The sequence below is a fragment of the Dermacoccus sp. CCH2-D9 genome, from assembly GCF_001556795.1.
In the GTDB taxonomy this organism is placed as follows: Bacteria; Actinomycetota; Actinomycetes; order Actinomycetales; family Dermatophilaceae; genus Dermacoccus; species Dermacoccus nishinomiyaensis.
Genome location: NZ_LSJT01000148.1, coordinates 20,978 through 45,104, shown reverse-complemented (window position 1 = coordinate 45,104; position 24,127 = coordinate 20,978). Strand labels below are relative to the sequence as shown.

The window sequence follows — 24,127 nt, the reverse complement described above, 5'->3', positions numbered from 1 at the left end:
AGTTGCCGACGCGATTCGCAGATGTGCACGTCATTGGCGAAAGGGGGACGGAAATCGCAAACGTGGACGAAAATCGCAGGTACGCACGGGCCGCTGTGGGGCGCCCGGGCGGCTTTGCCGGCCCCGCCACTGTCATCACCGCATGCTCGCGTGACGTCGCACAGCCGAACTAGCGAGTCCGCTTCATCCCAGACATGCAGATCGCCCCGCCCTTCCAGAGGAAGGGCGGGGCGATCTTTGGTGCGAGTGATCAGATGGCGTGCTCGCCACTGAAGTATTCGAACGTCCACAGCACGACTGCAACGCAGACAAGCGGAGCGGCGATGAACACGATCCACCAGCCGACAGCCATCCCGAACGCGAGCAGCGCAATCGCAGCGGCGAGCCACAGCGGCGTCCACGAGTAGGGCGAGAAGAAGCCCTGCTCGCCGGACACTTCGCTGATCTCGCCCTCGGGGCGGTCGCTCGGGCCCGCACCCAACTTGCGGTCGGTGACCGCGAAGTAACCGGCGATCATGAGGCCGAAGCCGGTGCTGAGCGCGAGGCCGACGACACCCACTGGCTCGTCCCAGTGGCTGAAGTGACCGTAGATGAAGATCAGCGGCAAGTAGAAGAGGCCGAGCACGAGGAAGAGCTTGTATGACGTCTTCATGCGGTGTGAGCCTTTCCACCCAGCTGGTCAACCGTGTCCTGCGCCGGCAGGACGGAGAAGACCCCGACCTCCGGGTGGTGCAGGTCGAACGCGGGGCGCTCGGAACGGATGCGCGGGATGCTGTTGAAGTTGTGACGCGGCGGCGGGCAGGACGTCGCCCACTCGAGCGAGGCCCCGAAGCCCCACGGGTCGTCCTCCGTGACGAGCGGCGCCTTCTTCCACGTGATGTACACGTTGTAGAGGAACGGCAGCATCGAGGCACCCAGCAGGAACGAGCCAACGGTCGAGACCTGGTTCAAGGACTGGAACCCGTCCTCCGGGAGGTAGTCGGCGTAACGACGGGGCATGCCCTCGACACCCAGCACGTGCTGAACGAGGAACGTCAGGTGGAAGCCGACGAACAGCAGCCAGAAATGGATCTTGCCGATCGTCTCGTTCAGCATGCGGCCGGTGAACTTCGGCCACCAGAAGTAATACCCCGCGAACATCGCGAACACGACGGTGCCGAAGACGACGTAGTGGAAGTGCGCCACGACGAAGTAAGAGTCGGACAGGTGCAGGTCGAGCGCCGGGCTGGCGAGGATGACACCCGTCAGACCACCGAAGAGGAAGGTCGCGAGGAAGCCGAGCGCCCACAGCATCGGAGTCTCGAAGGTGAGCGAGCCACCCCACATGGTGCCGATCCAGTTGAAGAACTTCACGCCGGTCGGGACGGCGATGAGCATCGTCATGACGGCGAAGAAGGGCAGGAGCACCTGGCCGGTCGCGTACATGTGGTGAGCCCACACCGAGACCGACAGCGCGCCGATGGCGATCGTCGCGAAGACCAGTGTCTTGTAACCGAAGATCGGCTTGCGCGAGAAGACCGGCAGGACCTCGGAGATGATGCCGAAGAACGGCAGCGCGATGATGTACACCTCGGGGTGCCCGAAGAACCAGAACATGTGCTGCCAGAGCATGGCTCCGGCCGTTTCCGAGTCGAACACGTGCGCATTCATCGTGCGGTCGAGGCCGAGGCCGAACAGCGCAGCGGCGAGGACCGGGAAGACGAGCAGCACGAGGATCGAGGTGATGAGCACTGTCCACGTGAAGATCGACGTGCGGAACATTGTCATGCCGGGAGCGCGCATGCAGACGATCGTCGTGACGAAGTTGACCGCACCCATGATCGAGGCGAAACCGGTCAGCGCGAGGCCGTAGACCCACAGGTTGCCGCCGAGACCGGGGCTGTAGGTGGTGCTCGACAGCGGCGCGTACGCGAACCAACCGAACGAGGCCGCACCCTGCGGCGTCAGGAAGCCGGCCACTGCGATGAGGCTGCCGAAGAGGTAGAGCCAGTAGGCGAACATGTTGAGTCGCGGGAAGGCGACGTCGGGCGCGCCGATCTGCAGCGGCATGAGCGCGTTCGCGAAGCCCGAGAACAGCGGCGTCGCGAACATCAGGAGCATCACCGTGCCGTGCATGGTGAACAGCTGGTTGAACTGCTCCGGGTTGTCGACGATTTGCAGGCCGGGCGACCACAGCTCGGCACGGATGACCAGAGCCATCGCACCACCGAGCAGGAAGAAGATGAACGACGTGATGAAGTACAGGTTGCCGATGACCTTGTGGTCGGTCGTCGTCAACCACTTGACGATGGTTCGGCCCGCGTTGAAGTCCTCAGGACGCCGTGCCTCGGGGCGCTGCTGAAGGCCTGCGGCGGGAGTCGTAGCCGTAGCCATTACTTACCCTCCTTGACGATGTCCGGCGCGCCGACACCCTCGGGCAGGTACTGCTGGTCCTGCGGGGCGACGCTGGAACGGTTGAGGGAGTTCGACAGGAAGCCGGACTTGCCCTGCTTGCGCAGGTCGTCCATGTGCTTGTCGTACTCCGCCTGCGAGACGACCTTCACGTTGAAGAGCATCTGAGAGTGGTACGCACCGCACAGCTCGGCGCACTTGCCCTTGAAGGTGCCCTCTTGCGTCGTGTCGACGGCGAACTTGTTCACCTTGCTCGGGATCATGTCGAGCTTCTGCAGGAACTGCGGCACCCAGAACGTGTGGATGACGTCGCGCGTCGTCAGCACGAACTCGACGCGCTTGTTCACGGGCAGGTACAGCGTCGGCAGTCCGGCCTCGGCGCCCGGCTTGCCGGCCTTCATGTCACCCATGACGCCGGTGTCGTAGGTCTTGGCGTCGACGTAGTTGAAGTCCCAACTCCACTGCTTGCCGACGACGTTGATCGTCACGTCGGGCTTCGGCTTGGTGTCGAGCAGCTTGTTCTCCAGCCCGACCGTCTTGCCGAACAGCACGGCGACCATGAAGATCGGCACGACCGTGTAGAGGATCTCCATCGGCACGTTGTACTGCATCTGCGCCGGGAAGCCCGTGTCGCTCTTGCGACGGCGGTAGCGCAGGATGCACCAGAGCATGAGGCCCCAGACGAGCACGCCGACGGCGAGCGCCCAGTACCAGGTGTCCACCCAGAAATCGATCACATGGTGGGAGTTCTCGGTGACGCCCTCGGGCAGCCAGCCGCGGCTGACCTCTCCGGAGCACGCGGTCAGCGGCAGTACCGCTCCACCGACACCGACAGCAGCAATTCGACGACGCCACGAGGGGCTCGTCTTCCGTAAGGGCCGACGCACAGCGTCCACCTTCCTCAGATCCATACCAGGCACATTCAAACCTTATCCCAGGCTCAGACTTCGCCAAGGGTCGGGGGGTATCTCCTGGCTCTAACGATTGCCTAACGGCACCCGCGCGCCCGGCACCAGACCGGTGATCGGCGGCGAGGTGACGAGGTGCGCGACGGCGTCGCGGTACGCCGGACGCTCCATGGTGGTGATGCCCAGGCTCGCGAGGTGGTCCGTGCGCCACTGCACGTCGATCAGACGCGGCCCGGGCTCGGCGAACACGACCTCGCTCAGCGCCCACAGCGCCACCTTCGATGCGTCAGTCGCGACGTGGAACTTCGACTCGCCGGCGAACAACCCACCGAGCGCGAGCCCATAGAGGCCGCCGACGAGTTCGCCGTCCTGTCTCACCTCGATCGAGTGCGCCACCCCGAGGCGGTGGAGTGCGCCGTAGGCCGAGGCGACGGCGGGGGTGATCCACGCGCCGTCACGGCTCGGGTCGGCGCAGGCGGCGACAACGTCGTCGAACGCGGTGTCGATGCTCACCTCCATCGTCCGGCCCGAGCGACGCAGGCTGCGGGAGACGTGGAAGTCACCGCGACGCAGGACGCCGCGCTCCAGCGGCGACCACCAGCCGAGCGGTTCGCCGCCGCCCTCCCCCAGACCCATCGGGAAGACGCCCTGGGAGTACGCCCCGACGATCGTCGCCGGTTCGAGGTCGGCGCCGAGGGCGACGAGGTCGTCATCGGCGTCGAAGTCGGCGTCGGCGAAGTTCCACCGGCACTCGAGCTCGAGCGGGTTCACGACCGCCGATCACGCAGGCGCGCCGCCACCTCGCCTGCCGCGGCGTCACCGTAAGCCGCGCGGAAGCGGTCGAGGAAGGCGGGCGCCTTCAGCACGTACTCCTGGGTGCCGACGGTCTCGATGACGTGAGCGGCGAGCACCGAACCCAGCTGGGCGCAGCGCTCCAGCTCGAGCTGCCACGACAACCCGGCCAGGAATCCAGCGCGGAAGGCGTCGCCGACGCCCGTCGGGTCGACCGCCTGCGCGATCTGGGCGACGGGCACGTCGATCGTCGGCTCACCGCGGCGGTGGATGCTCGCGCCGTCCTTGCCGCGGGTGATGACACGTACCCCGACGCGGTCGAGGATCTCGTCGGCGCTCCAGCCCGTCTTCTGCTCCGTGAGGTGCGATTCGTACTCGTTGGTGAACAGGTACTGCGCGCCGTCGATGATGTCGCGGATGAACGCGCCGTCGCCGAAGGCCAGCTGCTGGGAGGGGTCCGCGACGAACGGGATGCCCCGACGCCGGCACTCCTGCGTGTTGCGACGCATGCCCTCCGGGTCGTGCGCGCCGATGAGGACGAGGTCAAAACCCCCGTGGCGCTCGGCGATCGGGCCGAGTTCGACCTCGCGCCCCTCCGACATCGCACCCGGGTAGAACGACGCCATCTGCGCCATGTCGTTGTCGGTCGTGCAGACGAAACGCGCGGTGTGCTGCGTCTGCGAGATGCGCACCTCAGAGGTGTCGACGCCATGACGCTCCAACCAGGAGCCGTAGTCGGCGAAATCGGCGCCCACGCACCCGATGAGGATCGGGCGCAGGCCGAGGTTGCCGAGGCCGAACGCGATGTTGCCCGCCACGCCTCCGCGGCGGATCTGCAGGTCGTTCACGAGGAACGAGACCGAGATCTTGTCGAGCTGCTCGACGACGAGCGAATCGGCGAAACGCCCGTCGAACGTCATGAGATGGTCGGTTGCGATGGAACCCGTCACTGCGATCTTCACCGCATCAACCTACCGTGAAACGCGTTCGGCGCCCACGCTGCCATCGCAGCAGTGGGCGCCGAGGCGGAGCCGATCGGATCAGCTGAAGCTGTCACCGCACGCGCAGGAGCTGCCCGCGTTCGGGTTATCGATCGTGAAGCCCTGCTTCTCGATCGTGTCGGCGAAGTCGATGGAGGCGCCGTCGAGGTACGGCGCGCTCATGCGGTCGACCACGACCTCGACGCCACCGAAGTCGCGCACGAGGTCACCGTCGAGGGTGCGCTCGTCGAAGTAGAGCTGGTAGATGAGGCCCGAGCAGCCGCCCGGCTGCACGCCGACGCGCAGGCGAAGGTCGTCACGGCCCTCCTGCTCGAGCAGGCTCTTCACCTTGGCTGCGGCGACGTCCGTCAGAATGACGCCGTGGGTGGCCGTCTCGGCCTGGGTGTTCGTCTCCACCGTCATCGTGGATCGATCCTCTCTCACGTCTTCGGTCCTGGTGGTCTCCAGGCCGTTCTTCGTGCAACACCGCGGCGGCCCGCCGTGTTCCCGCCCCACCTTACGCGCCGCCGAGGCGCGCCAGTGACGAGCGGACCGGCTCGAGCACTCCGACGACGGCGGCAGCCGCCGTCAGGCACGCAATGGCGGCGAGCAAGAACACGAACCGCCAGACGAACGCAGGGACGTGACCGACGCGCGCGAGCTCCATCGCGTCGTCACGCCCGACGTGGGGGCGGAACAGCTCGAGCGCGGAGCGCAGCCCGCCGACGAGCAGGAACCACGACGCGCTCGCCACGACGACGTTCGTGACGGGATCGGAGGCCCAACGTAGCGTCGCGACGAGCAACGCCCCGACGCACGCGATGACGACGACGCCGAACGCGTTGCGCAGGAGCAGTGCCATGAGTGCGACGACAACGGCGCCGGCGACGAGCCAGATCCGCGCCTGGTCTGCGCGCAGGGCGACCAGACCCCCGAGCCCGACGATCCCGGGCGCCGGGTACCCGGCCAGGAGGGTCAGCACGACGCCGAGCCCACCCTGTCGGCCGACGCTTACCGCCTCACCTGACGAATCACGGTTGAGCCGCACCGAGCGGACGCTGCGCCCCGCGAGAAGAGCGACGAGGGTGTGCCCCGCCTCGTGGACCGCGGTCACGGCATGACGCAACGGGCCGAACAACCAGCCTGCCAGCGCGCACACGGCACCGACGACGGCGCTCAGCAGCATGAGGTCGTCATTCATGTCCCGACATCGCCCCCTCGGGATGGATGAGGCTCTTGACCCTGGCCTTCACCACAGGCACCCGACAGCGGGTGAGGCCACGCGCCATCACGCAGGCCTCACCCGTCGTCGTCGAGCGCCCGGTGTCACGCGCCGTCCGAGGCCTTCGCGACGCGCTGCAGGAGAACCGCCTCGGCGAGGCAGACCTTCGCGAACTCGCCGAGGTGCAGCGATTCGTTCGCGCCGTGCGCGCGGGTGTCGGGGTCTTCGACACCGGTGACGAGCAGCGCAGCGTTGGGCATCATCTCCGCGAACAAGGAGACGAACGGGATCGAGCCGCCGATGCCGACGTCGACGGGGTCGCTGCCCCAGGCGTCACGGAAGGCGGCGCGGGCCTCGTCGTAGAGCGGGCCGGTGGCGTCGGCGTCGAAACCGGAACCGATCTCCTCGAGCTCCACCTCCACCTGCGCACCCCACGGTGCGTGGGAGCGCAGGTGCTCGGCGAGCGCCTCGTAGGCGGCCTGCGGGTCCTGCCCGGGGGCGACGCGCAGCGACAGCTTGGCTCGCGAACTCGCCGCGAGCGTGTTGCTCGCGACGTCGACGCCCGTCGCGTCGAGCCCGATGACGGTGATGCTCGGCCCACGCCACAACCGCGCGGCCAGCGGGCCCGTGCCGATGAGCTGCGTGCCCTCGAGCATGCCGGCGTCGCGGCGCAGCTCCTCGGGCGTGTAGTCGATGTCGACGTTCTCGTCGGAGTCCAGCCCGGCGACGGCGACGCTGCCCGCGTCGTCATGAAGCGTTGCGAGCAGGCGGCACAGCGTCGTCAGCGAGTCGGGGACGGCGCCCCCGAACATGCCCGAGTGCACCGAGTGCGCCAGGGTGCGGACGGTGACGACGGCGCGGACGGTGCCGCGCAGGGTCGTCGTCAGCGCCGGCGTGCCGACGGCCCAGTTCGCTGAGTCGGCGAGCACGAGGACGTCGGACGTCAGCTCGTCCGCGTACGTGCGCAGCAGTGCGGGCAGGGAGTCGGAGGCGATCTCCTCCTCCCCCTCGATGAAGAGGGTGACGGTGCAGGGCAGGTCGTCGCCCCAGGCGCGGATCGCGGCGATGTGCGCCATGACACCGGCCTTGTCGTCGGCCGCGCCGCGGCCGTAGAGGCGACCGTCGCGCTCGGTCGGTTCGAACGGCGGGCTCTGCCAGTCGGCGTCGTCACCGGGGGGCTGGACGTCGTGGTGGGCGTACATGAGGACACGCGGCGACCCTGCGGGTCCTTCCTTGTGCGCGATGACGGCCGGGCGGCCGCCCTCGGAGACGACCTTGACGTCCATCCCCTCGGCCTCGAGCAGCTTCGCGACGGCGCGCGCGGAGTCGTCGACGTGCTGTTGGTCGAACGATCCGAGGGAGACGCTGGGGATGCGCGTGAGGGCCTTGAGGTCCTCGACGACGCCGGGCATGAGGGTGGCGATGCGCTGGCGGAGATCCTCCGGGGCGCCCGCGTTCACGGTGGCAGTCACAGCCGCCACGGTATCCCCCGCGCGCCCGTGTCGGGGATGGGAGGCGCGCGGGCGTGACGTAAAGTGGCGCGGGTGCGAGCAGTGAAGAAGAAGACGAGCAGCGGCGCCACCGCCGTCGGAGCCACCGCGGTCGAGAAGGATGCGACGCGCGAGCCGGCCGCCCCGACGAATGATGCGGCGCACACTCCGCGCCCCGGTGCGAAGAACCGCCCGACGCCTAAGCGCAGGGACCAGGAGGCCGCTCGTCGGCGCCCCCTCGTCGAGACCGACCGCAAGGCAGCCAAGGCGGCAGAGAAGGAGCGCGCACGCGAGGCGCGCGCCCAGCAGCGCGCAGCCGCCGATCGTGGCGAGGAATCCGCGCTGCCGCTGCGCGACCGCGGCCCCGAGAAGCGCTACATCCGTGACCGCGTCGACGCCCGCCTCAGCCTGGGCGAGGTCGCGATGCCGCTCATGTTCATCCTGATCTTCTCGTGGTTCCTGCTGCCCAAGCTGGCCGCCATCACCCTGGCGCTCGTGTGGGTCATCGTGCTCGCGGGCCTCATCGACTCTGCCCTGCTGTGGCGCCGCATCAAGAAGGACCTCATCGCCAAGTTCGGTGCCGTGCCGCGCGGCGGCGCCCTCTATGCGGTGACGCGCTCGATGCAGATGCGCCGCCTGCGCTTCCCCCGTCCGACGGTGAAGCGGGGCGACACGGTCGCCTGACGCGCCTCACCTCGGCACGTCCAGAACGAACGCATGACGAAGGGGGTCGCACCATCCGGTGCGAGCCCCCTTCGTCATGTCGTCAGAGGAGACGCCGCCGAGGCGGGAGGCGCTCATCGCGTCAGCTGCTGCGCGTCTGCACCTCGACGAACGGCGGCTTCGTGACGACGGCCTCGAGCATGCGACCACGCACGTCGACGACGACCTGGTCGCCCTCGGCGAGCATCGGCGAGACGAGCGCGAGCGCGACGCCCATGCCGAGAGTCGGCGAGAACGTCCCGGACGTCACCTCGCCGAGTTCAGCGCCCTCGGCGTCACGCACGATGCAGTGCGCGCGCGGGATGCCGCGGCCGGTGAGCTTGAGGCCACGCGAGATGCGGCGCGGGCCCTCGGCCTTCTCCTTGGTCAGGGCGTCCTTTCCCCAGAACGCGTCCTTCTTCCAGCCGACGGCCCAGCCGGAGCGCGCCTGCACGGGCGTGATGTCGAGCGAGAGATCCTGCCCGTGCAGGGGGTATCCCATCTCGGTGCGCAGGGTGTCGCGCGCCCCGAGGCCACAGGGCAGACCCTCGTAGGGGGCCGCGGCCTCGACGAGGGCGTCCCACAGCGCGAGGGCATCGTCCCAGCGGCAGACGAGTTCGTAGCCGCGCTCACCGGTGTAGCCGGTGCGGCACACGGTGACGGGGCGGCCCTGCCAGTCGGCCTCGTCGAAGCTCATGTAGTCGTGGTCGACGGGCAGAGCGAGTGCGGAGACGACCTCGTCGGACTTGGGACCCTGGACGGCGAGCACGGCGTATTCCTCGTGCGCGTCGGCGACCTCGATACCCTCCGGCGCGGCCTCCTCGAGGCGGCGCACGACCTCGGCCGTGTTCGCGGCGTTGGGGATGAGGAACAGATCGTCCTCGGCCTTGACGTAGACGATCAGGTCGTCGACGACCCCGCCGCTCTCGTCGCAGCACATCGTGTACTGGGCCTGGCCGGGCCCGATCTTGCGCAGGTCGTTCGTCAGGCACGAGTTGACGAAGTCGAGCGCGCCTGCACCCTTCACCGTCGCCTTGCCCAGGTGGCTCACGTCGAAGATGCCGACGCGCTCACGCACCGCGGTGTGCTCGCGCACGACACCTCCGCCCGGATACTCGATGGGCATGTCCCATCCTCCGAAGTCGGCCATCTTCGCCCCGAGGGCGCGGTGACGCTCGTCGAGGGGCGAGAGCTTGTTCTCAGTCATGCCTCGAACCTACCGCGCCCACCGCGTCCTACGGGCCGTTAAGCTCGGCCCAGCAGCATGCACGCCGATGACCTCGGCATCACCCACGAAAGGGGCCCCCACATGGTCGACATCACCCTCAGCGACAAGAGCGCGGACGCCATCGCAGCCGACGCCACCGTCGTCCTCACCGCACCGACGAAGGACGGCGCCCGCGTCATCGACCCCGTCGGAGTCTCCCCCGCCGCAGTCAAGGCGCTCAACGAGGCTCTCGCGACGCTCGAGGCGAAGGGTCGCGCCGACGAGGTGCTGCGCCTGTCGGGTGCCGGCGACCTGAGCGGCCTCGTCATCGCCGTCGGCTCGGGCGTCGACGCCGAGCAGGCGCCGACGAAGGCCTCCGCGCTGCGTGACGCCGCCGGTGCCGCCGCGCGTTCGCTCACGGGCACCTCGAGCGCCGTCTTCGCCTTCCCCGCGGTCGCCGACGACCTCGTCCAGGCCATCTGCGAGGGCATCGCCCTCGGCGCGTACGCCTACACCGCGTACAAGAGCAAGCCGAAGGAAGCCCTCGCCAAGGCAACGCTGCTCGTCACCGACGCGAAGTCGCCCGGCGCCCTCGCGGGCGTCGAGACCGCGGCGGCCGTCGTGACCGCGCAGAACTGGGCGCGCGACCTCGTCAACATGCCGCCGCTCGACCTCAACCCCGCCTCGTTCGCCGACATCGTCCGCAAGCGCATGTCGGGCACCAAGGTCAAGGTCGACATCATGGACGAGAAGGCCCTCGCGAAGGCCGAGTGCGGCGGCCTCATCGGCGTCGGCCGCGGCTCGGCGCGTCCGCCGCGCCTCGTGACGCTGACGTACAAGCCCGCGAAGGCGACGAAGCACATCTCGATCGTCGGCAAGGGCATCACGTTCGACTCCGGCGGCCTGTGCATCAAGCCCGCCAACGGCATGGCGACGATGAAGTGCGACATGGCCGGCGCTGCCGCCGTCGCGGCCTTCCTCGAGGCCGTCGCCGCGCTCGAGCTGCCGGTCGCCGTCACGGGCTACCTGTGCCTCGCCGAGAACATGACGGGCGCCGACGCGCAGCGTCCCGGCGACGTCATCCGCATGCACGACGGCACGACCGTCGAGATCGACAACACCGACGCCGAGGGGCGCCTCGTCATGGCTGACGGCCTGTGCTACGCCACCGAGGAGGAGCCCGATCTCATCATCGACATCGCGACGCTCACCGGCGCGGCCGTGCTCGCGCTCGGCAACCGCACGGCGGCGATCGTCGGCAACAACGACGAGGTGCGCGACGAACTGATCGCGGCCTCCGAGCGCGTCGACGAGCACATGTGGCCGATGCCGCTGCTCGAGCACCTGCGCCCGAGCATCGACTCCGAGGTGGCCGATCTCAAGCACACCGGCGAGCGCATGGGTGGGCTCATCACCGCGGCGATGTTCCTCAAGGAGTTCGTCGGCGAGAAGAACGGCGAGCAGATCGACTGGATCCACATGGACATCGCGGCGCCCGCGTTCAACGAGGGCAGCCCCTACGGCGTCAACCCCAAGGGCGGCACCGGTTTCGCCGTCCGCACCCTCGTCGAGCTGGCTCGCGCCTGATCGAGCAGGCCCGCGGGTGGGAACGGCCGTTTTCCTACCCGCGGGTATTCGGGGCGGGTTTCCGCAACCCCGTCCGCGAGTGACAAGATGGCCTTGATCGGGGAGATCCGCTCGCTGCGAAGTGCCCCGGAGTTCACAACTTCATCCGCGAAACCAAAGTGAATTTTGGATTGAGGAGACCTCCACCCATGTCTGACCGCGTGACCATGCCGGCCCTCGGCGAGTCGGTGACCGAAGGCACCGTGACCCGCTGGCTGAAGAACGTCGGCGACACCGTCGCCGTTGACGAGCCGCTGCTGGAGGTCTCCACGGACAAGGTCGACACGGAGATTCCGTCGCCGATCGCCGGAACGCTGCAGGAGATCCTCGTCGAAGAGGATGAAACGGTGCCGGTCGGCGCCGACCTCGCCGTCATCGGCGACGGCGACGCTCCCGCGTCGTCCGACTCCGGTTCCGACTCCTCCTCCGACGACTCGCAGGAGGCCGAGCCGCAGGCCGAGGCCGACGAGAAGAAGGACGAGGCCGCCGAGAGCGCGCCGCAGGCGTCCGAGAGCTCGAACTCCTCGAACGACTCCGCCGCTGAGGTCTCCGGCGGCGAGAAGGTGACGATGCCCGCGCTCGGCGAGTCCGTCACCGAGGGCACGATCACGCGCTGGCTCAAGTCCGAGGGTGACGATGTCGCCGTTGACGAGCCCCTGCTCGAGGTCTCCACGGACAAGGTCGACACCGAGGTTCCCTCCCCCGTCGCGGGCAAGCTGACGAAGATCCTCGTCGCCGAGGACGAGACGGTGCCCGTCGGCGCCGACCTCGCCGTCATCGGCGGCTCGGCCGGCTCGAGTTCCTCCGACGACTCGGCCGAGGCCGAGAAGGCGCAGAAGAACCAGGACGAGGTCGACTCGAAAAAGCAGGACGAGGCCGTCGAGGCCGCGGAGTCGAAGAACGAGACGCCGGCCCCGGTCAAGGACGACGAGGCCGCCGAGAAGGAAGCCCCGGCGGCCGAGTCGTCGGCGAGCGAGGCGCCGAAGGACGAGGCCCCCAAGGCCGGCGCCGGCTCCGACAAGCAGCAGGAGACGTCGACGAAGGTCGACAACTCCGGCACCTACGTCACGCCTCTGGTGCGCAAGATCGCGGCCGAGAACAACATCGACCTGTCGACGATCACGGGCACCGGCGTCGGTGGCCGCATCCGTAAGCAGGATGTCCTCGACGCTGCGAAGAAGGCCCAGGAGCCGAAGCAGGAGGCCGCCCCGGCTGCGTCCGCCGCGGCTCCGGCAGCATCCTCCACCCCGGCCGCGTCGACGACGACGCCGCAGCCGTCCGCCGAGGCTCAGGCCAAGCGCGGCACGACAGAGAAGATGTCGCGTCTGCGCAAGGTCATCGCGCAGCGCATGGTCGAGTCGCTCGCCGTCTCCGCGCAGCTGACGGCCGTCGTCGAGGTCGACCTCACGAAGGTCGCGAGCATCCGTGCGCGCAACAAGGAGAGCTTCAAGTCTCGCGAGGGCGTCAACCTCTCCTACCTGCCGTTCATCACGACAGCTGTCGTCGAGGCGCTCAAGGCGTTCCCGCAGGTCAACTCCTCGGTCGACGGTGACAACATCATCTACCACAACGCCGAGCACATCGGCATCGCGGTCGACACGCCGCGCGGCCTGCTCGTGCCCGTCATCAAGGACGCGGGTGACCTGTCGATCGCCGGCATCGCGAAGAAGATCGCCGACCTCGCCGCTCGCACGCGTGACAACAAGGTGACGCCGGACGAGCTGGGTGGCGGCACGTTCACGATCTCGAACATCGGCTCGAACGGCTCGCTCATCGACACCCCGATCATCAACCAGCCGCAGGTCGCCATCCTCGGCACCGGCGCGATGGTCAAGCGTCCCGTCGTCGTCACCGATGAGTTCGGCAACGACTCGATCGCGATCCGTCAGATGATGAACCTCGTCCTCACCTACGACCACCGCGTGGTCGACGGCGCCGACGCCGGTCGCTTCCTCTCGGCCATCAAGGCTCGCCTGGAAGAGGGCGCCTTCGAGGTGTGATCGTCGCGGGCTAGTCTGACCGCATGACTGGACAGCGCATCGCCATCACCGGTTCCTCCGGAGTGATCGGCGGTGCGCTGTCATCATGTCTGCGTCGCCGCGGCGACACCGTCATCCGGATCGTCCGACGACCGGCGGTCACACCCGGCGAGGTGACGCTGCCCGAGGCCCGCAGCTCGAACAGCCGATTGGTCGAGACGCTCGCCACCGTCGATGCGGTCGTCAACCTGGCCGGGGCGGGCGTCGGGGATCATCGGTGGAGCCGCGCGTACAAGGACGCGATTCGCGAGTCGCGGATCGAGACGACGTCGAGGCTCGCCGACGCACTGGCGGAGGTGCCCCAACGGATTCGTCTCGTCTCGGCTTCGGCGATCGGCTTCTACGGCGATCGCGGTGACGAGGTGCTCGACGAGACGAGCGCACCCGGGGAAGACTTCCTCGCTCGCGTCTGCATCGAGTGGGAAGCTGCGGCGATGAGGGCTGCGAAGCGCCACGACGTCGCCCTCTCGCGCACCGGTCTCGTCATGACGGGCGAGGCCGGAGCGTTCGCTCCCCTCCTGACGACGACGCGGCTGGGCGCAGGGGGCCCATTGGGTTCGGGGCGGCAGTGGTGGAGCTGGATCACGCTGCGTGACGAGGTGCGCGCGCTGGTGTTTCTTCTCGACCACCCCGACGTCGTCGGGCCCGTCAACCTCGTCGCACCGCGCGCGAGTCGGCAGGCCGATCTCGCACAGGCACTCGCGCGCTCGCTGCGGCGCCCCGCTGCCCTGCGCGTACCGAAGGGGGCACTGCGCTTCGTCCTCGGTGAGATGGCCGACCAGGTGACCGCGTCGACGCGGGTACGCCCCCACGTGCTCGAAGCTGCCGGGTTCGACTGGCAGGACGAGAACCAGGACCAGGCGCTCGACCGGCTCGTCGCGTCGGCGCTCTGACCGGCGCGCGTCGGGAGGCTGATCGGGCGCGTGGCGCGCTCTCGTCCGGTTCATGGCGGAGATGCGCCTCAGCTCGCTGACCAGGACGAGATGCGCCAGCCCGTGCCGTCGTGGCTGAGGACGAGCCGGACGTCATCGTGACGCGCAGCAACACGCTCGCTCGCGGTCTTGGTGCGGACGTCGTACCCCGACGTCGTGATTCGGCTCGTCAGGCACACCTGGCCACCGCTGCATGACGTCGGCGTCAGCGCGCCGATCGCGTAGCCGAGGCCGTCGTACGACGCGCCCTGCGCGCTCGCCCGCGTGAAGGCCTGCAGGTCGTGCGTGTGAGCAGCCGAGCCCGGCACGAGGCACCGGCCCAGGCCTTCTCGATCCAACGTCGACCAGGCCTTGGCCCGGCAGTCGAGCAGCGCGACGACCTCCTGACGCGTCGGAGCCGTCATCGTGGGCGTCTTCGCACCGGACGCGGGCACCGCCGTCCCCGCCTCCGGGTTGGTCGAGGGCGACACCGCGTTCAGCATCGTCTTCGACGGCGGTGCGGGCGTCACCGTCGTCGAGGACGTCGTCGAGTTCGCCGGTGTCACACCAGGGTTGGCGCGCGCGTAGGCCGCGCTCGTCGAAGATCCGGCGTCATTCGCCGAGTCTCCGCCTGCGTGAACGGGCCACATCGCTGCTGCTGTGACGACGCACGCCCCCAGCAGCGCCGCGGGCACCCAGCGACCAGCTCTCCAGCGCGCGCCCGCCGCGTCAGCACGTCGCCCAGCGTCGACGGCCCCTGGACGCCACGTCCGTCTTCCCCCGACCTCGCCGCGGGTTTCAGCGCCACGACGCCCCCGTCGCCCACGACGTCCGCCCCTGAGTGACGACCCATGGCGCTCCGCGTCGGCCGGCTCGAGGAACTGCCGCCGCTGCGCCTCGTCCCGCAGTCGTCGCGTGATCGACTCACCAACGGCAGGGGTGTCACTCCCCTCGCCAATCGGCACGGCGGTCGGCACGGGCACCGGGCGTGCGGTGGCGACACCGCGCAGCCGGGTCGCCAGCTCCGCGGCGTGCGGGCGCGACGACGGCGTCTGTGCGAGGCACGCCGTGATGAGGTCGACGAGCGCGTCCGGCGCGTCGGGCAGGACGTCGACGAGGTGCGGCCGCAGCGCTGCGACGGGCGGCGGCGTCCCCAGGAGACAGAACCAGGCGAGCGCCCCGAAGGAGTACACGTCGGCCGCAGCGCTGGGCGGTTCACCGTCGACGATCTCGGGTGCGACGAACCCGTAGGTGGCCCAGTCGGCCCCGTCGGCGCGTGCCGCGACACGCGTGGCCCCCAGGTCTGCGATCGCAGGGCGTCCCTGGTGATCGAAGAGGATGTTGGACGGGGTGAGGTCGGCGTGCACGCATCCTCGGTCGTGGAAACCCGCCATGGTCGCCGCGACCGGAGCGAGCGCCGTCACGCACTCGCCGACGGTGAGTCCGCCGCGTCCTCGCACGACGTCGTCGAGGCTGCCGCCGGCCATGTACTCGAGCACGAGCGCGCTGTGGCCCTCGGCGCTCGTCGTGAGATCGAGGGCCTCGACGACGTGGGGCCCCGCGTGGCGCCGCAGCATCCGCCATTCCGAACGCGCGGTGATCGCGGGTTCCGTGCTGACCTTGATCGCGACGGTGCCCTGCGGCCCGGTGGCGCGCCACACCGACGAGCTGCCGCCCTGCCCGATGCGCGCTTCGATGGTGTATCCGGCGATCGTGGGTGCGGTGGCGTCGGGCATGGTGACTCCTGGGTTCGGCGTGCGAGGGGCGCCGCGGTCGGCGTCACTGGTTCCACCATCGCCCAGGCGGGCCGAAGCGTGCGTCGAGTTATCCACAGGCAGGCCGGCGGCCGTCGCGGCGTGTCGGAGAGTAGGCTCGGGGGATGCGTATCCAGCACCTCGGCTTCGCCCCTGACTTCGTCGACTACGAGCAGGCGTGGGAGGTGCAGCGTCAGGTCCACGCCGACGTCGTCGCGGGCGGCGAGGACACGGTGCTACTGCTCGAGCACTCCCCCGTCTACACGGCGGGCAAGCGCACCGAGGCGCACGAGCGTCCCTTCGACGGCACGCCCGTCGTCGACGTCGACCGCGGCGGCAAGATCACGTGGCACGGTCCAGGTCAGCTCGTGGGCTACCCGATCATGGCGCTGCCCATCCCCATCGACGTCGTCGCGCACGTGCGTCGCCTCGAGCAGCTCATGATCGACGTGTGCGCCGAGTTCGGCGTCGACGCCGACCGCGTGGAGGGACGTTCCGGCACCTGGGTGCTCGCCGACGACAAGGGCCCCGACCGCAAGATCGGCGCCATCGGCGTGCGCGTCTCGAAGCGCGCGACGATGCACGGTTTCTCGCTCAATTGCGACTGCGACCTGTCGTGGACGCAGACGATCGTGCCCTGCGGCATCGCCGATGCCGGGGTGACGACACTGAGCCGCGAGGTCGGTCGTGACGTCACCGTCGCCGAGGTGCTCCCTGTCGTGGAGCGTCACCTGTCGGCGATCGTCGCCCCGTCGAAGGCGGCGTGAGCGCCGTCCGCGTACTCGCCGGGAAGTTTTCACCCGCGTACGCTGTTGTTCTGAGCGCTGGCGCGCATCTTCGCGCCGTGTCGCCCTCAATCGCCAAGCTGAGGAGTGCTTTTCTGTGACCGTCGCGCCCGAAGGCCGTCGACTGCTGCGCGTGGAAGCGCGCAACGCCGAAACGCCCATCGAACGAAAGCCGAGTTGGATCCGCACCACGGCGAAGATGGGCCCGGAGTACAACTCGCTGCAGAATCTCGTCAAGGGTGGCGGCCTGCACACCGTGTGCCAGGAGGCCGGCTGTCCCAACATCTTCGAGTGCTGGGAGGACCGTGAGGCCACGTTCCTCATCGGCGGCGACACCTGCACGCGACGCTGCGACTTCTGCGACATCGCGAGCGGCAAGCCGTCCGCCCTCGACCTCGACGAGCCGCGCCGCGTCGCCGAGTCCGTCCGTGAGATGGGCCTGCGCTACGCCACCGTCACCGGCGTCGCGCGCGACGACCTGCCCGACGGTGCCGCGCAGCTGTACGCCGACACCGTGCGCCTCATCCACGAACTCAACCCGAACACGGGTGTCGAGATCCTGCCGCCCGACTTCGGCGCCGTCCCCGAGCTCGTCGGCAAGGTCTTTGACGCCCGCCCCGAGGTGTTCGCCCACAACCTGGAGACGGTACCGCGCATCTTCCGACGCATCCGCCCGGCGTTCACGTACGAGAAGTCGCTCAAGGTGCTGACGATGGCGCGCGAACAGGAGCTCGTGACGAAGTCGAACCTCATCCTCGGCATGGGTGAGGAGGAGCACGAGATCGACCAGGCGCTCGTCGACCTGCACGAGGCGGGCTGCGACATAATCACGATCACGCAGTACCTGCGCCCCTCGAAGCTGCACCACCCGATCGACCGGTGGGTCAAGCCGGAGGAGTTCGTGCACTGGTCCGAGCGTGCCGAGGAGATCGGTTTCTCCGGCGTCATGGCGGGTCCGCTCGTGCGTTCCTCCTACCGAGCCGGCCGTCTGTACGCCCAGGTCATGGCCAAGCGCGGCCAGGAGCTGCCGGAGAACCTGCTGCACCTCGCGGAGGCGGCGTCGTCGCCGGCGCGTCAGGAAGCTGCGTCTTTGGTGGCCCGCGCCGAGACCCGCGTATCCTGACCCCATGGCATCAACCTCCCCCACCAACGAGCCCAAGAAGTCGCGGTTCCGCCGCGGTTCGAGCGGCGGCGCCACGAAGGCCGACGGTGCGTCGAGCACGAGAGGCGAGGCCAAGGAGCCGGGCCGCTCCGCTCAGTTCCGTCAGGTGTTCGAGACGGCGCGCGCCAACGACCCCGCGCTGCTGGCGTGGATGATCGGTGCGTTCGCGCTCGTGTTCGTGCTGCTGCTCATCATCGGCTTCAGTATCGGCCACCCGATCTACCTCGGCATCATCGGCGTGCTGCTGGGTGTGCTCGCCGCACTGCTCGTGCTCGCCCGCCGCGCGAACACCGCGATCTACAAGTCGATCTCGGGTCAGCCGGGCGCGAGCGTCGCCGTCATGTCGTCGCTGCGCAAGGGCTGGTTCGTCGAGCAGGAGCCCGTCGGCGTCGACATGGGCCGCAACCGCCAGGTGCGCGACCTCTCGGGTGCCGCGATGGTGTACCGCGCCGTCGGCAAGCCGGGCGTCGTGCTCGTCGCGGAAGGCCCCAAGGGCATGGCCGAGCGTTTGCTCTCCAGTGAGAACAAGCGCACGACGCGGGTGCTCGGCCCCGAGGTTCCGGTGCACACGCTGCGCGTCGGCACCGACGAGGGCTCCGTCCCCGTCGAGCGTCTGCAGAAGGACATGCAGAAGATGCCCAAGGTGCTCACCGACGACGAGGCCGCTCGCATCACCAAGCGCTTGCGCGCCCTTGGGTCGGGCCGCCCCGCAGCTCCGGCCGGTATCGACCCCACGAAGGCACGCGTCAACCGCGCCGCGATGCGTGGCCGCTGAGCCTCCACGCACGAACACGAGAGCCCGCCACCTCGAGGTGGCGGGCTCTCGTGTGTTCTGGGGCTTGTCGCTTGTTCCCGCGCCCACGTGGTGCGACGCGGCGATGCATGTCGTCCCATCCGGGTGACGGGGCGTGAGGCGGGGCAACCCGCATGGGTCGTGCCATGAAGGTCATGCTGCCTGGGGCGTGCGCGCGGCGAGCGTCAATGTCGCATCGAGTTCAGCGCGTACGGACGATGACGGTGCCGGCAAGCTTGTCGTGCAGCCCGCGTCCGCTCGAGTCGGTGACGACGGCGGGGATCGCGAGGCAGAGCAGCACGGTGCGGACTGCGCCGGCGAGTAGACCGGGGGCGGCGCCGTCGCTGACGCGCTGCACCTGCATCCCCATGACGCGGTGCCCGAGCGTCATCCCGAGGGTGCTGACGAGCAGGAGGTTCTCGACGGCGAAGACGGCGAGCGGTTTGAAGCCCTCGGCGCCGCTCCCGCCCCAGCGGTAGCCCAGCAACCCCATGGCGATGACGGAGCAGAGCGCCCAGTCGATGAGCAGCGCGACGGCGCGCGGGGCCAGCCGCGCGAAGGAACCGGGGCCCTCGACGGGGCGGTTCTCGGCGGGGTCGGCATCGGCGAGGGGGGCAGCTGGGGGCACGTTCGTTTCCGTTCGGTGGTGTCTCGCACTGTGAGTCGTAGCGCGCCCTCCAAGACTAGAGGTGAGGTGCCTGGATAGGTTGGAGGGGTGGTCGCGCGCCGTGCGCCGACCGGCGTGAACTGTTCACATGTTTCGTAACACCGACGAAACATGAGGGCCATGCCCGGGTAATCGGGGGGTCCTAGCATCATGGGCAACACGTGGTGTGGTGTCGACCGGCATCGCACACCCCAGTCAGGAGGATCCATGTTCAAGACCGCTGAAGAGGTCGTGAAGTTCATCGAGGATGAGGACGTCAAATTCGTCGACATCCGCTTCTGCGACCTGCCGGGCGTCATGCAGCACTTCAACATCCCGGCCGAGAGCTTCGACGCTGAGGCGATCGAGACCGGCCAGATGTTCGACGGCTCGTCCATTCGCGGTTTCCAGGCCATCCACGAGTCCGACATGAAGCTCATCCCGGACCTGCAGACGGCCTACCTGGACCCGTTCCGTGAGTACAAGACGCTCATCATCAACTTCTCGATCGTCGACCCGTTCACGGGCGAGCAGTACTCGCGCGACCCGCGCAACATCGCGGCGAAGGCCGAGGCGTACCTGAAGTCGACGGGGATCGCCGACACGGCGTTCTTCGGCGCCGAGGCCGAGTTCTACGTCTTCGACGACGTGCGTTTCGAGACGAAGCAGAACGCCGGCTACTACTACATCGATTCGATCGAGGCGGCCTGGAACACGGGCCGCGTCGAAGAGGGCGGCAACCTGGGGTACAAGACCCGGTACAAGGGAGGTTACTTCCCCGTCCCGCCCGTCGACCACTTCGCCGACCTGCGCGACGAGATGGTGCTGAAGCTGCACGAGGTCGGCCTCGAGGTCGAGCGCAGCCACCACGAGGTCGGCACGGCCGGTCAGATGGAGATCAACTACAAGTTCAACACCCTGCTGCAGTCGGGTGATGACGTCATGAAGTTCAAGTACGTCATCAAGAACGTCGCGTTCCAGAACGGACGCTCGGCGACGTTCATGCCGAAGCCGTTGTTCGGCGACAACGGTTCGGGTATGCACACGCACCAGTCGTTGTGGAAGGACGGCGAGCCGCTGTTCTACGACGAGCGTGGTTACGGTGGCCTGTCGGACATCGCTCGCTGGTACATCGGTGGTCTGCTCAAGCACGCGCCGTCGCTGCTCGCGTTCACGAACCCGACGGTCAACTCCTACCACCGTCTCGTACCGGGTTACGAGGCGCCGGTGAACCTCGTGTACTCCGCGCGCAACCGTTCCGCGTGCGTGCGTATCCCGATAACGGGCACATCGCCGAAGGCGAAGCGTGTCGAGTTCCGTGTCCCGGACCCGTCGGCGAACCCGTACCTGTGCTTCGCGGCGCAGCTGATGGCGGGCCTCGACGGCATCAAGAACCGCATCGAGCCGCCGGAGCCGGTCGACAAGGACCTGTACGAGCTGCCGCCCGAGGAGCACGAGGCCATTCAGCAGGTTCCGGGTTCGCTCGGTGACGTGCTCGACGCGCTCGAGGCCGACCACGAGTATCTGCTCGAGGGTGACGTGTTCACGGAGGACCTCATCGAGACGTGGATCGAGTACAAGCGTCTGAACGAGATCGACCCGATTCGTTTCCGTCCGCACCCGCACGAGTTCGAGATGTACTACGACATCTGAGCCTGGGAGGCAAAGGCCGAGCGGGTTCAGATGTCGGAGAAAAAATGGTCATCTGAACCACCTCTGCATCTGGAGGCGAAGGTTGAGGGCCCGAGGCGGGCAGCGAGCGTGAGCGAGCTGCCCCCCCGGGCCCTCTGTCGTGGCCGAGCGGGTTCAGATGCCGGAGAAAAAATGGTCATCTGAACCGATCTTCAACGCCAGCCCCGCCGTAGCCGAGGAGGATGACCAACGGCCAGCTACGGTGGGCGTCATGGCTGACAACCTCGAATCTGAGATCTTCATCGCTGCTCCCCCGGAGCAGGTGTGGCCGCTCGTCAGTGACCTGCGGCGGATGCCGCAGTGGTCACCGCAGTGTCGCAAGGTGATTGCGCGGGGCCCGATCCGCCGTGGCACGTTCATGCTCAACGTCAATCGTGACGGCAATCTGTGGTGGCCGACGCGTGCCAAGGTGACTGATTTTCACGACCTGCAGCGCGTCGCTTTCCGGGTGCTCGACAACGGCACGACGTGGAGCTTCACGCTCACGCCGCAGGACGGCGGCACCGTGCTGACGCAGCGACGTGACGTGCCGCCGAGCGGTACGTCGAAGGTGTCGGCGCTGCTCGTCGACAAGGTGCTCGGCGGTGAGGACCACTTCGAGGCCAACCTCGTCGCCGGCATGAACACGACGCTGCAGCGCATCCGCGCAGCCGTCGAGGCGCGCTCAGCTCAGGAGTGATAGCCGACGGCTTGGCGCAGCGGGCCCGTCCTCGACCTGAGCCGGCGCCACTCGCGTCGTGCCCAAGAGATGCAGCCCCCGTTCTTGCGCCCAAGTGCACCCGGGTGCACTTGGGCGCAAGAACGGGGTTCACTTCCCCAGGGTGCCGGTTTCTCAGGGCGTGAGTCAGACGTTGGCGGACGCCGGGTGCACGATCTCGGACGCGTCGAGACGGTCGAGAATCCACGCGGTCTCGAACGCCGCTTCCTTCCACGCCTCGTACCGCCCGCTGACGCCGCCGTGGCCCGCGACCATCTCGGTCTTGAGCAGAATCGGTCGCTCGTTCTGGTCACTCGTGACGGTGCGGCGCAGCATCTGCACCCACTTCGCGGGTTCGACGTAGAACACGCGCGTGTCGTTGAGGCTCGTCGTCGCGAGCACCGACGGGTAGTCGACGTCGCGGACGTTCTCGTACGGCGTGTAACTCTTCATGTACGCGTACACGTCCGGGTCGGCGAGCGGGTTGCCCCATTCCTCCCACTCCCCCTGCGTCAGCGGCAGGGACGGGTCGAGCGTCGTCGTCAGAGCGTCGACGAACGGCACCTGCGCGTGCACGGCGCAGAACAGCTCAGGCGCCTCGTTGAGCGCCGCGCCGATGAGGAGGCCGCCGGCCGAACCACCCTCGGCCGCAAGGCGATCGGGGGCCGCCCACCCCGTCTCGACGAGGTGACGCCCCGCCGCGACGAAGTCGGTGAATGTGTTCTTCTTGTGCTCGAGCCGCCCGTCGAGATACCAGGATCGGCCCATCTCACCGCCACCGCGCACGTGCGCGATGGCGAACACGACGCCGCGCTGCAGCAGGCTGAGCCGCAGGACGGAGAAATACGGGTCGATCGACGACTCGTACGAGCCGTACCCGTACAGCAGCACGGGGTTCGTCCCGTCGGGCGTGACGTCGCGGTGCGCCACGAGCGAGACCGGCACCTGGGCGCCGTCGGGAGCCGTCACCCACAGACGGTGCTGCTGGTAGTCGGCCGGGTCGTGGCCGCCCAGCACCTCGCGACGCTTGAGCAGCGTCACCTCGTCCGTCGTCGTGTCCCAGTCGTAGATGGCGCGCGGCTCGATGAACGACTCTGTTGCGACCATGAGCGTCGTCGCCTCGTACGTCGGGTTCGCCCCGACACCGACGACGGTGAGCTCCCCCGCGAACGGCAGCTCGCGCGCCGCCCCGAAACCGTCGCCCTCCTTGGGCAGGAGCCGCACGGTCGGCAGGCCGCCGGCGCGCAGCCCGACGAGCATGAAGTCGCGGTAGGCGGAGACCCCGAGGATGCGCTCGCCCTCGGCGCCCACGAGCAACGGCTGCCAGTTGTCGACGCCGGGGTCGGCGAGCGGCGCCACGGCCACGTCGAAGTCGACGCGGTCACGGTTGTGCACGATGTAGAGCCGGTCCCCGTCGATCTCGATGTCGTAGTCGAGCCCCTCGGTGCGCGGCTGCACGACGCGCCAGCCGGCGGCCTCGTCGTGCAGATCCATGAGGTGGAACTCGGAGGTGTTCTTCGACCCCATCGACAGGATGAGCCACCGATCGTCATGCGTGCCGCCGATGCCGAGCCAGAAGGCCGCGTCGTCCTCCTGGTAGAGCAGCACGTCCTCGCTCGGGTCGGTGCCGACGACGTGACGCCACACCTGGTGCGGGCGCCACGACTCGTCGACGCGCGTGTAGAAGTACGCATCCCCCGCAGCCGACCACACGAGGCCGTACCCGACGTCGGTGACGCTCTCCTCGATCGTCTCGCCCGTGGCGATGTCGCGCACCGTGACGGCGTAGCGCTCGTCACCCGCGAAGTCCATGAGCGCGGCGAGCCGGTTCTGGTCGGGCGTCAGCGCGAGTGCGCCGACCGAGTAGAACTCCTTGCCCTCGGCCTCGACGTTGCCGTCGAGCAGCACCTGCTCCCCCGCGAGCGCCTCCCCCGGCCGCGGCGTCGGACGGGCCTCACCGTCACGGTACGGTGCGCGGCAGCTGATGCCGTACTGCTTTCCCTCGAGGGTGCGCGTGTAGTACCACCAGTCCTTGTCGCGCACCGGGATCGACAGATCGGTCTCCTTCGTGCGCGACTTGATCTCGTCGAAGAGACGCTCGCGCAGCGGCTCCTGCGCCGCGAGCACGGCGTCGGTGTAGGCGTTCTCCGCGTTCAAATGAGCGATGACGTCGGGGTTGCTCTTGTCGCGCAGCCACTCGTAGTCGTCGACGAAGACGTCCCCGTGGTGGGTGCGCTGCGTCGGCACGCGACGAGCGATCGGCGGCATCGGCTGATTCGGCTGAGTCGCAGTGGTGTCGGTCATGGGTGTTCCTTCCGAACGGTCGTCGT

At 68.5% G+C, this 24,127-nt stretch carries 21 protein-coding genes; 9 read left to right on the top strand and 12 right to left on the bottom strand.

Annotated features, from left to right (window positions below; all coding sequences use genetic code 11):
• Positions 1-250 precede the first annotated feature (250 nt).
• The 8 genes from AX669_RS12625 to AX669_RS12590 all read right to left on the bottom strand — a co-directional run bounded on the left by AX669_RS12625 (position 251) and on the right by AX669_RS12590 (position 7,765).
• Positions 251-652, bottom strand: a complete 402-nt coding sequence (locus tag AX669_RS12625) for a cytochrome c oxidase subunit 4 (protein WP_062258761.1) — start codon at positions 650-652, stop codon at positions 251-253.
• Complete coding sequence (ctaD, locus tag AX669_RS12620) at positions 649-2,373, bottom strand: cytochrome c oxidase subunit I (protein WP_062258759.1); 1,725 nt, start codon at positions 2,371-2,373, stop codon at positions 649-651. Before ctaD ends, AX669_RS12625 begins: the two co-directional genes overlap by 4 nt.
• Positions 2,373-3,302 (bottom strand): cytochrome c oxidase subunit II, encoded by a 930-nt coding sequence (coxB, locus tag AX669_RS12615; protein ID WP_006946600.1) that lies wholly within the window; start codon positions 3,300-3,302, stop codon positions 2,373-2,375. Before coxB ends, ctaD begins: the two co-directional genes overlap by 1 nt.
• 66 nt (positions 3,303-3,368) lie before the next feature.
• Positions 3,369-4,070, bottom strand: a complete 702-nt coding sequence (aat, locus tag AX669_RS12610) for a leucyl/phenylalanyl-tRNA--protein transferase (protein ID WP_006946588.1) — start codon at positions 4,068-4,070, stop codon at positions 3,369-3,371.
• The gene (locus AX669_RS12605; protein WP_006946602.1) at positions 4,067-5,053 is read right to left on the bottom strand and encodes a carbohydrate kinase family protein; all 987 of its coding nucleotides are present in this window, start codon (positions 5,051-5,053) and stop codon (positions 4,067-4,069) included. The genes aat and AX669_RS12605 overlap by 4 nt, the downstream gene beginning before the upstream one ends.
• 78 nt (positions 5,054-5,131) lie before the next feature.
• Positions 5,132-5,494, bottom strand: coding sequence for an iron-sulfur cluster assembly accessory protein (locus tag AX669_RS12600; protein WP_006946562.1), 363 nt, complete (start codon positions 5,492-5,494; stop codon positions 5,132-5,134).
• 94 nt (positions 5,495-5,588) lie between these two features.
• Positions 5,589-6,272, bottom strand: a complete 684-nt coding sequence (locus AX669_RS12595) for a M50 family metallopeptidase (RefSeq protein WP_006946591.1) — start codon at positions 6,270-6,272, stop codon at positions 5,589-5,591.
• 125 nt (positions 6,273-6,397) lie between these two features.
• A complete protein-coding gene (locus AX669_RS12590) occupies positions 6,398-7,765 on the bottom strand; it encodes a dipeptidase (RefSeq protein ID WP_062258757.1) in 1,368 nt (455 codons plus the stop codon).
• A gap of 72 nt (positions 7,766-7,837) precedes the next feature.
• Between AX669_RS12590 and AX669_RS12585 the strand changes: the two genes are divergently transcribed.
• The gene (locus AX669_RS12585; protein ID WP_006946565.1) at positions 7,838-8,467 is read left to right on the top strand and encodes a DUF3043 domain-containing protein; all 630 of its coding nucleotides are present in this window, start codon (positions 7,838-7,840) and stop codon (positions 8,465-8,467) included.
• A 121-nt stretch (positions 8,468-8,588) separates the two neighbouring features.
• Here the strand turns inward: AX669_RS12585 and gcvT are convergent, their stop codons facing one another.
• Positions 8,589-9,692, bottom strand: coding sequence for a glycine cleavage system aminomethyltransferase GcvT (gene gcvT / locus AX669_RS12580; protein WP_062258756.1), 1,104 nt, complete (start codon positions 9,690-9,692; stop codon positions 8,589-8,591).
• A 102-nt stretch (positions 9,693-9,794) separates the two neighbouring features.
• Between gcvT and AX669_RS12575 the strand changes: the two genes are divergently transcribed.
• From AX669_RS12575 to AX669_RS12565, 3 genes are all read left to right on the top strand, one after another.
• Entirely contained in the window at positions 9,795-11,279 is a 1,485-nt protein-coding gene (locus tag AX669_RS12575; RefSeq protein WP_062258753.1) for a leucyl aminopeptidase, read from the top strand.
• Between the two features lie 188 nt (positions 11,280-11,467).
• On the top strand, positions 11,468-13,318 hold the full coding sequence (sucB, locus tag AX669_RS12570) for a 2-oxoglutarate dehydrogenase, E2 component, dihydrolipoamide succinyltransferase (protein WP_062258751.1): 1,851 nt from the start codon (positions 11,468-11,470) through the stop codon (positions 13,316-13,318).
• Positions 13,319-13,341: 23 nt separating this feature from the next.
• Positions 13,342-14,250: a TIGR01777 family oxidoreductase gene (locus tag AX669_RS12565; protein ID WP_062258749.1), complete on the top strand. Its 909-nt coding sequence runs from the start codon at positions 13,342-13,344 to the stop codon at positions 14,248-14,250.
• Positions 14,251-14,318: 68 nt separating this feature from the next.
• On the opposite strand, the gene AX669_RS12560 is transcribed toward AX669_RS12565, so the two are convergent.
• Positions 14,319-16,004 (bottom strand): serine/threonine-protein kinase, encoded by a 1,686-nt coding sequence (locus tag AX669_RS12560; RefSeq protein WP_062258747.1) that lies wholly within the window; start codon positions 16,002-16,004, stop codon positions 14,319-14,321.
• A 143-nt stretch (positions 16,005-16,147) separates the two neighbouring features.
• On the opposite strand from AX669_RS12560, the gene lipB reads away from it, so the two are divergent.
• From lipB to AX669_RS12545, 3 genes are all read left to right on the top strand, one after another.
• Positions 16,148-16,789 (top strand): lipoyl(octanoyl) transferase LipB, encoded by a 642-nt coding sequence (gene lipB / locus AX669_RS12555; RefSeq protein WP_006946636.1) that lies wholly within the window; start codon positions 16,148-16,150, stop codon positions 16,787-16,789.
• Positions 16,790-16,904: 115 nt separating this feature from the next.
• Positions 16,905-17,930, top strand: coding sequence for a lipoyl synthase (gene lipA, locus AX669_RS12550; protein ID WP_006946581.1), 1,026 nt, complete (start codon positions 16,905-16,907; stop codon positions 17,928-17,930).
• A 4-nt stretch (positions 17,931-17,934) separates the two neighbouring features.
• Positions 17,935-18,744 (top strand): DUF4191 domain-containing protein, encoded by an 810-nt coding sequence (locus AX669_RS12545; RefSeq protein WP_006946616.1) that lies wholly within the window; start codon positions 17,935-17,937, stop codon positions 18,742-18,744.
• A gap of 220 nt (positions 18,745-18,964) precedes the next feature.
• Here AX669_RS12545 and AX669_RS12540 read toward each other — a convergent pair whose 3' ends face one another.
• Positions 18,965-19,390: an RDD family protein gene (locus tag AX669_RS12540; RefSeq protein ID WP_062258745.1), complete on the bottom strand. Its 426-nt coding sequence runs from the start codon at positions 19,388-19,390 to the stop codon at positions 18,965-18,967.
• Between the two features lie 246 nt (positions 19,391-19,636).
• Here AX669_RS12540 and glnA point away from each other — a divergent pair, with 246 nt between their 5' ends.
• The gene (glnA, locus tag AX669_RS12535) at positions 19,637-21,061 is read left to right on the top strand and encodes a type I glutamate--ammonia ligase (RefSeq protein WP_006946569.1); all 1,425 of its coding nucleotides are present in this window, start codon (positions 19,637-19,639) and stop codon (positions 21,059-21,061) included.
• Between the two features lie 250 nt (positions 21,062-21,311).
• Entirely contained in the window at positions 21,312-21,779 is a 468-nt protein-coding gene (locus AX669_RS12530; protein ID WP_062258770.1) for an SRPBCC family protein, read from the top strand.
• Positions 21,780-21,944: 165 nt separating this feature from the next.
• Here the strand turns inward: AX669_RS12530 and AX669_RS12525 are convergent, their stop codons facing one another.
• On the bottom strand, positions 21,945-24,101 hold the full coding sequence (locus tag AX669_RS12525; protein WP_062258742.1) for a S9 family peptidase: 2,157 nt from the start codon (positions 24,099-24,101) through the stop codon (positions 21,945-21,947).
• Positions 24,102-24,127 lie beyond the last annotated feature (26 nt).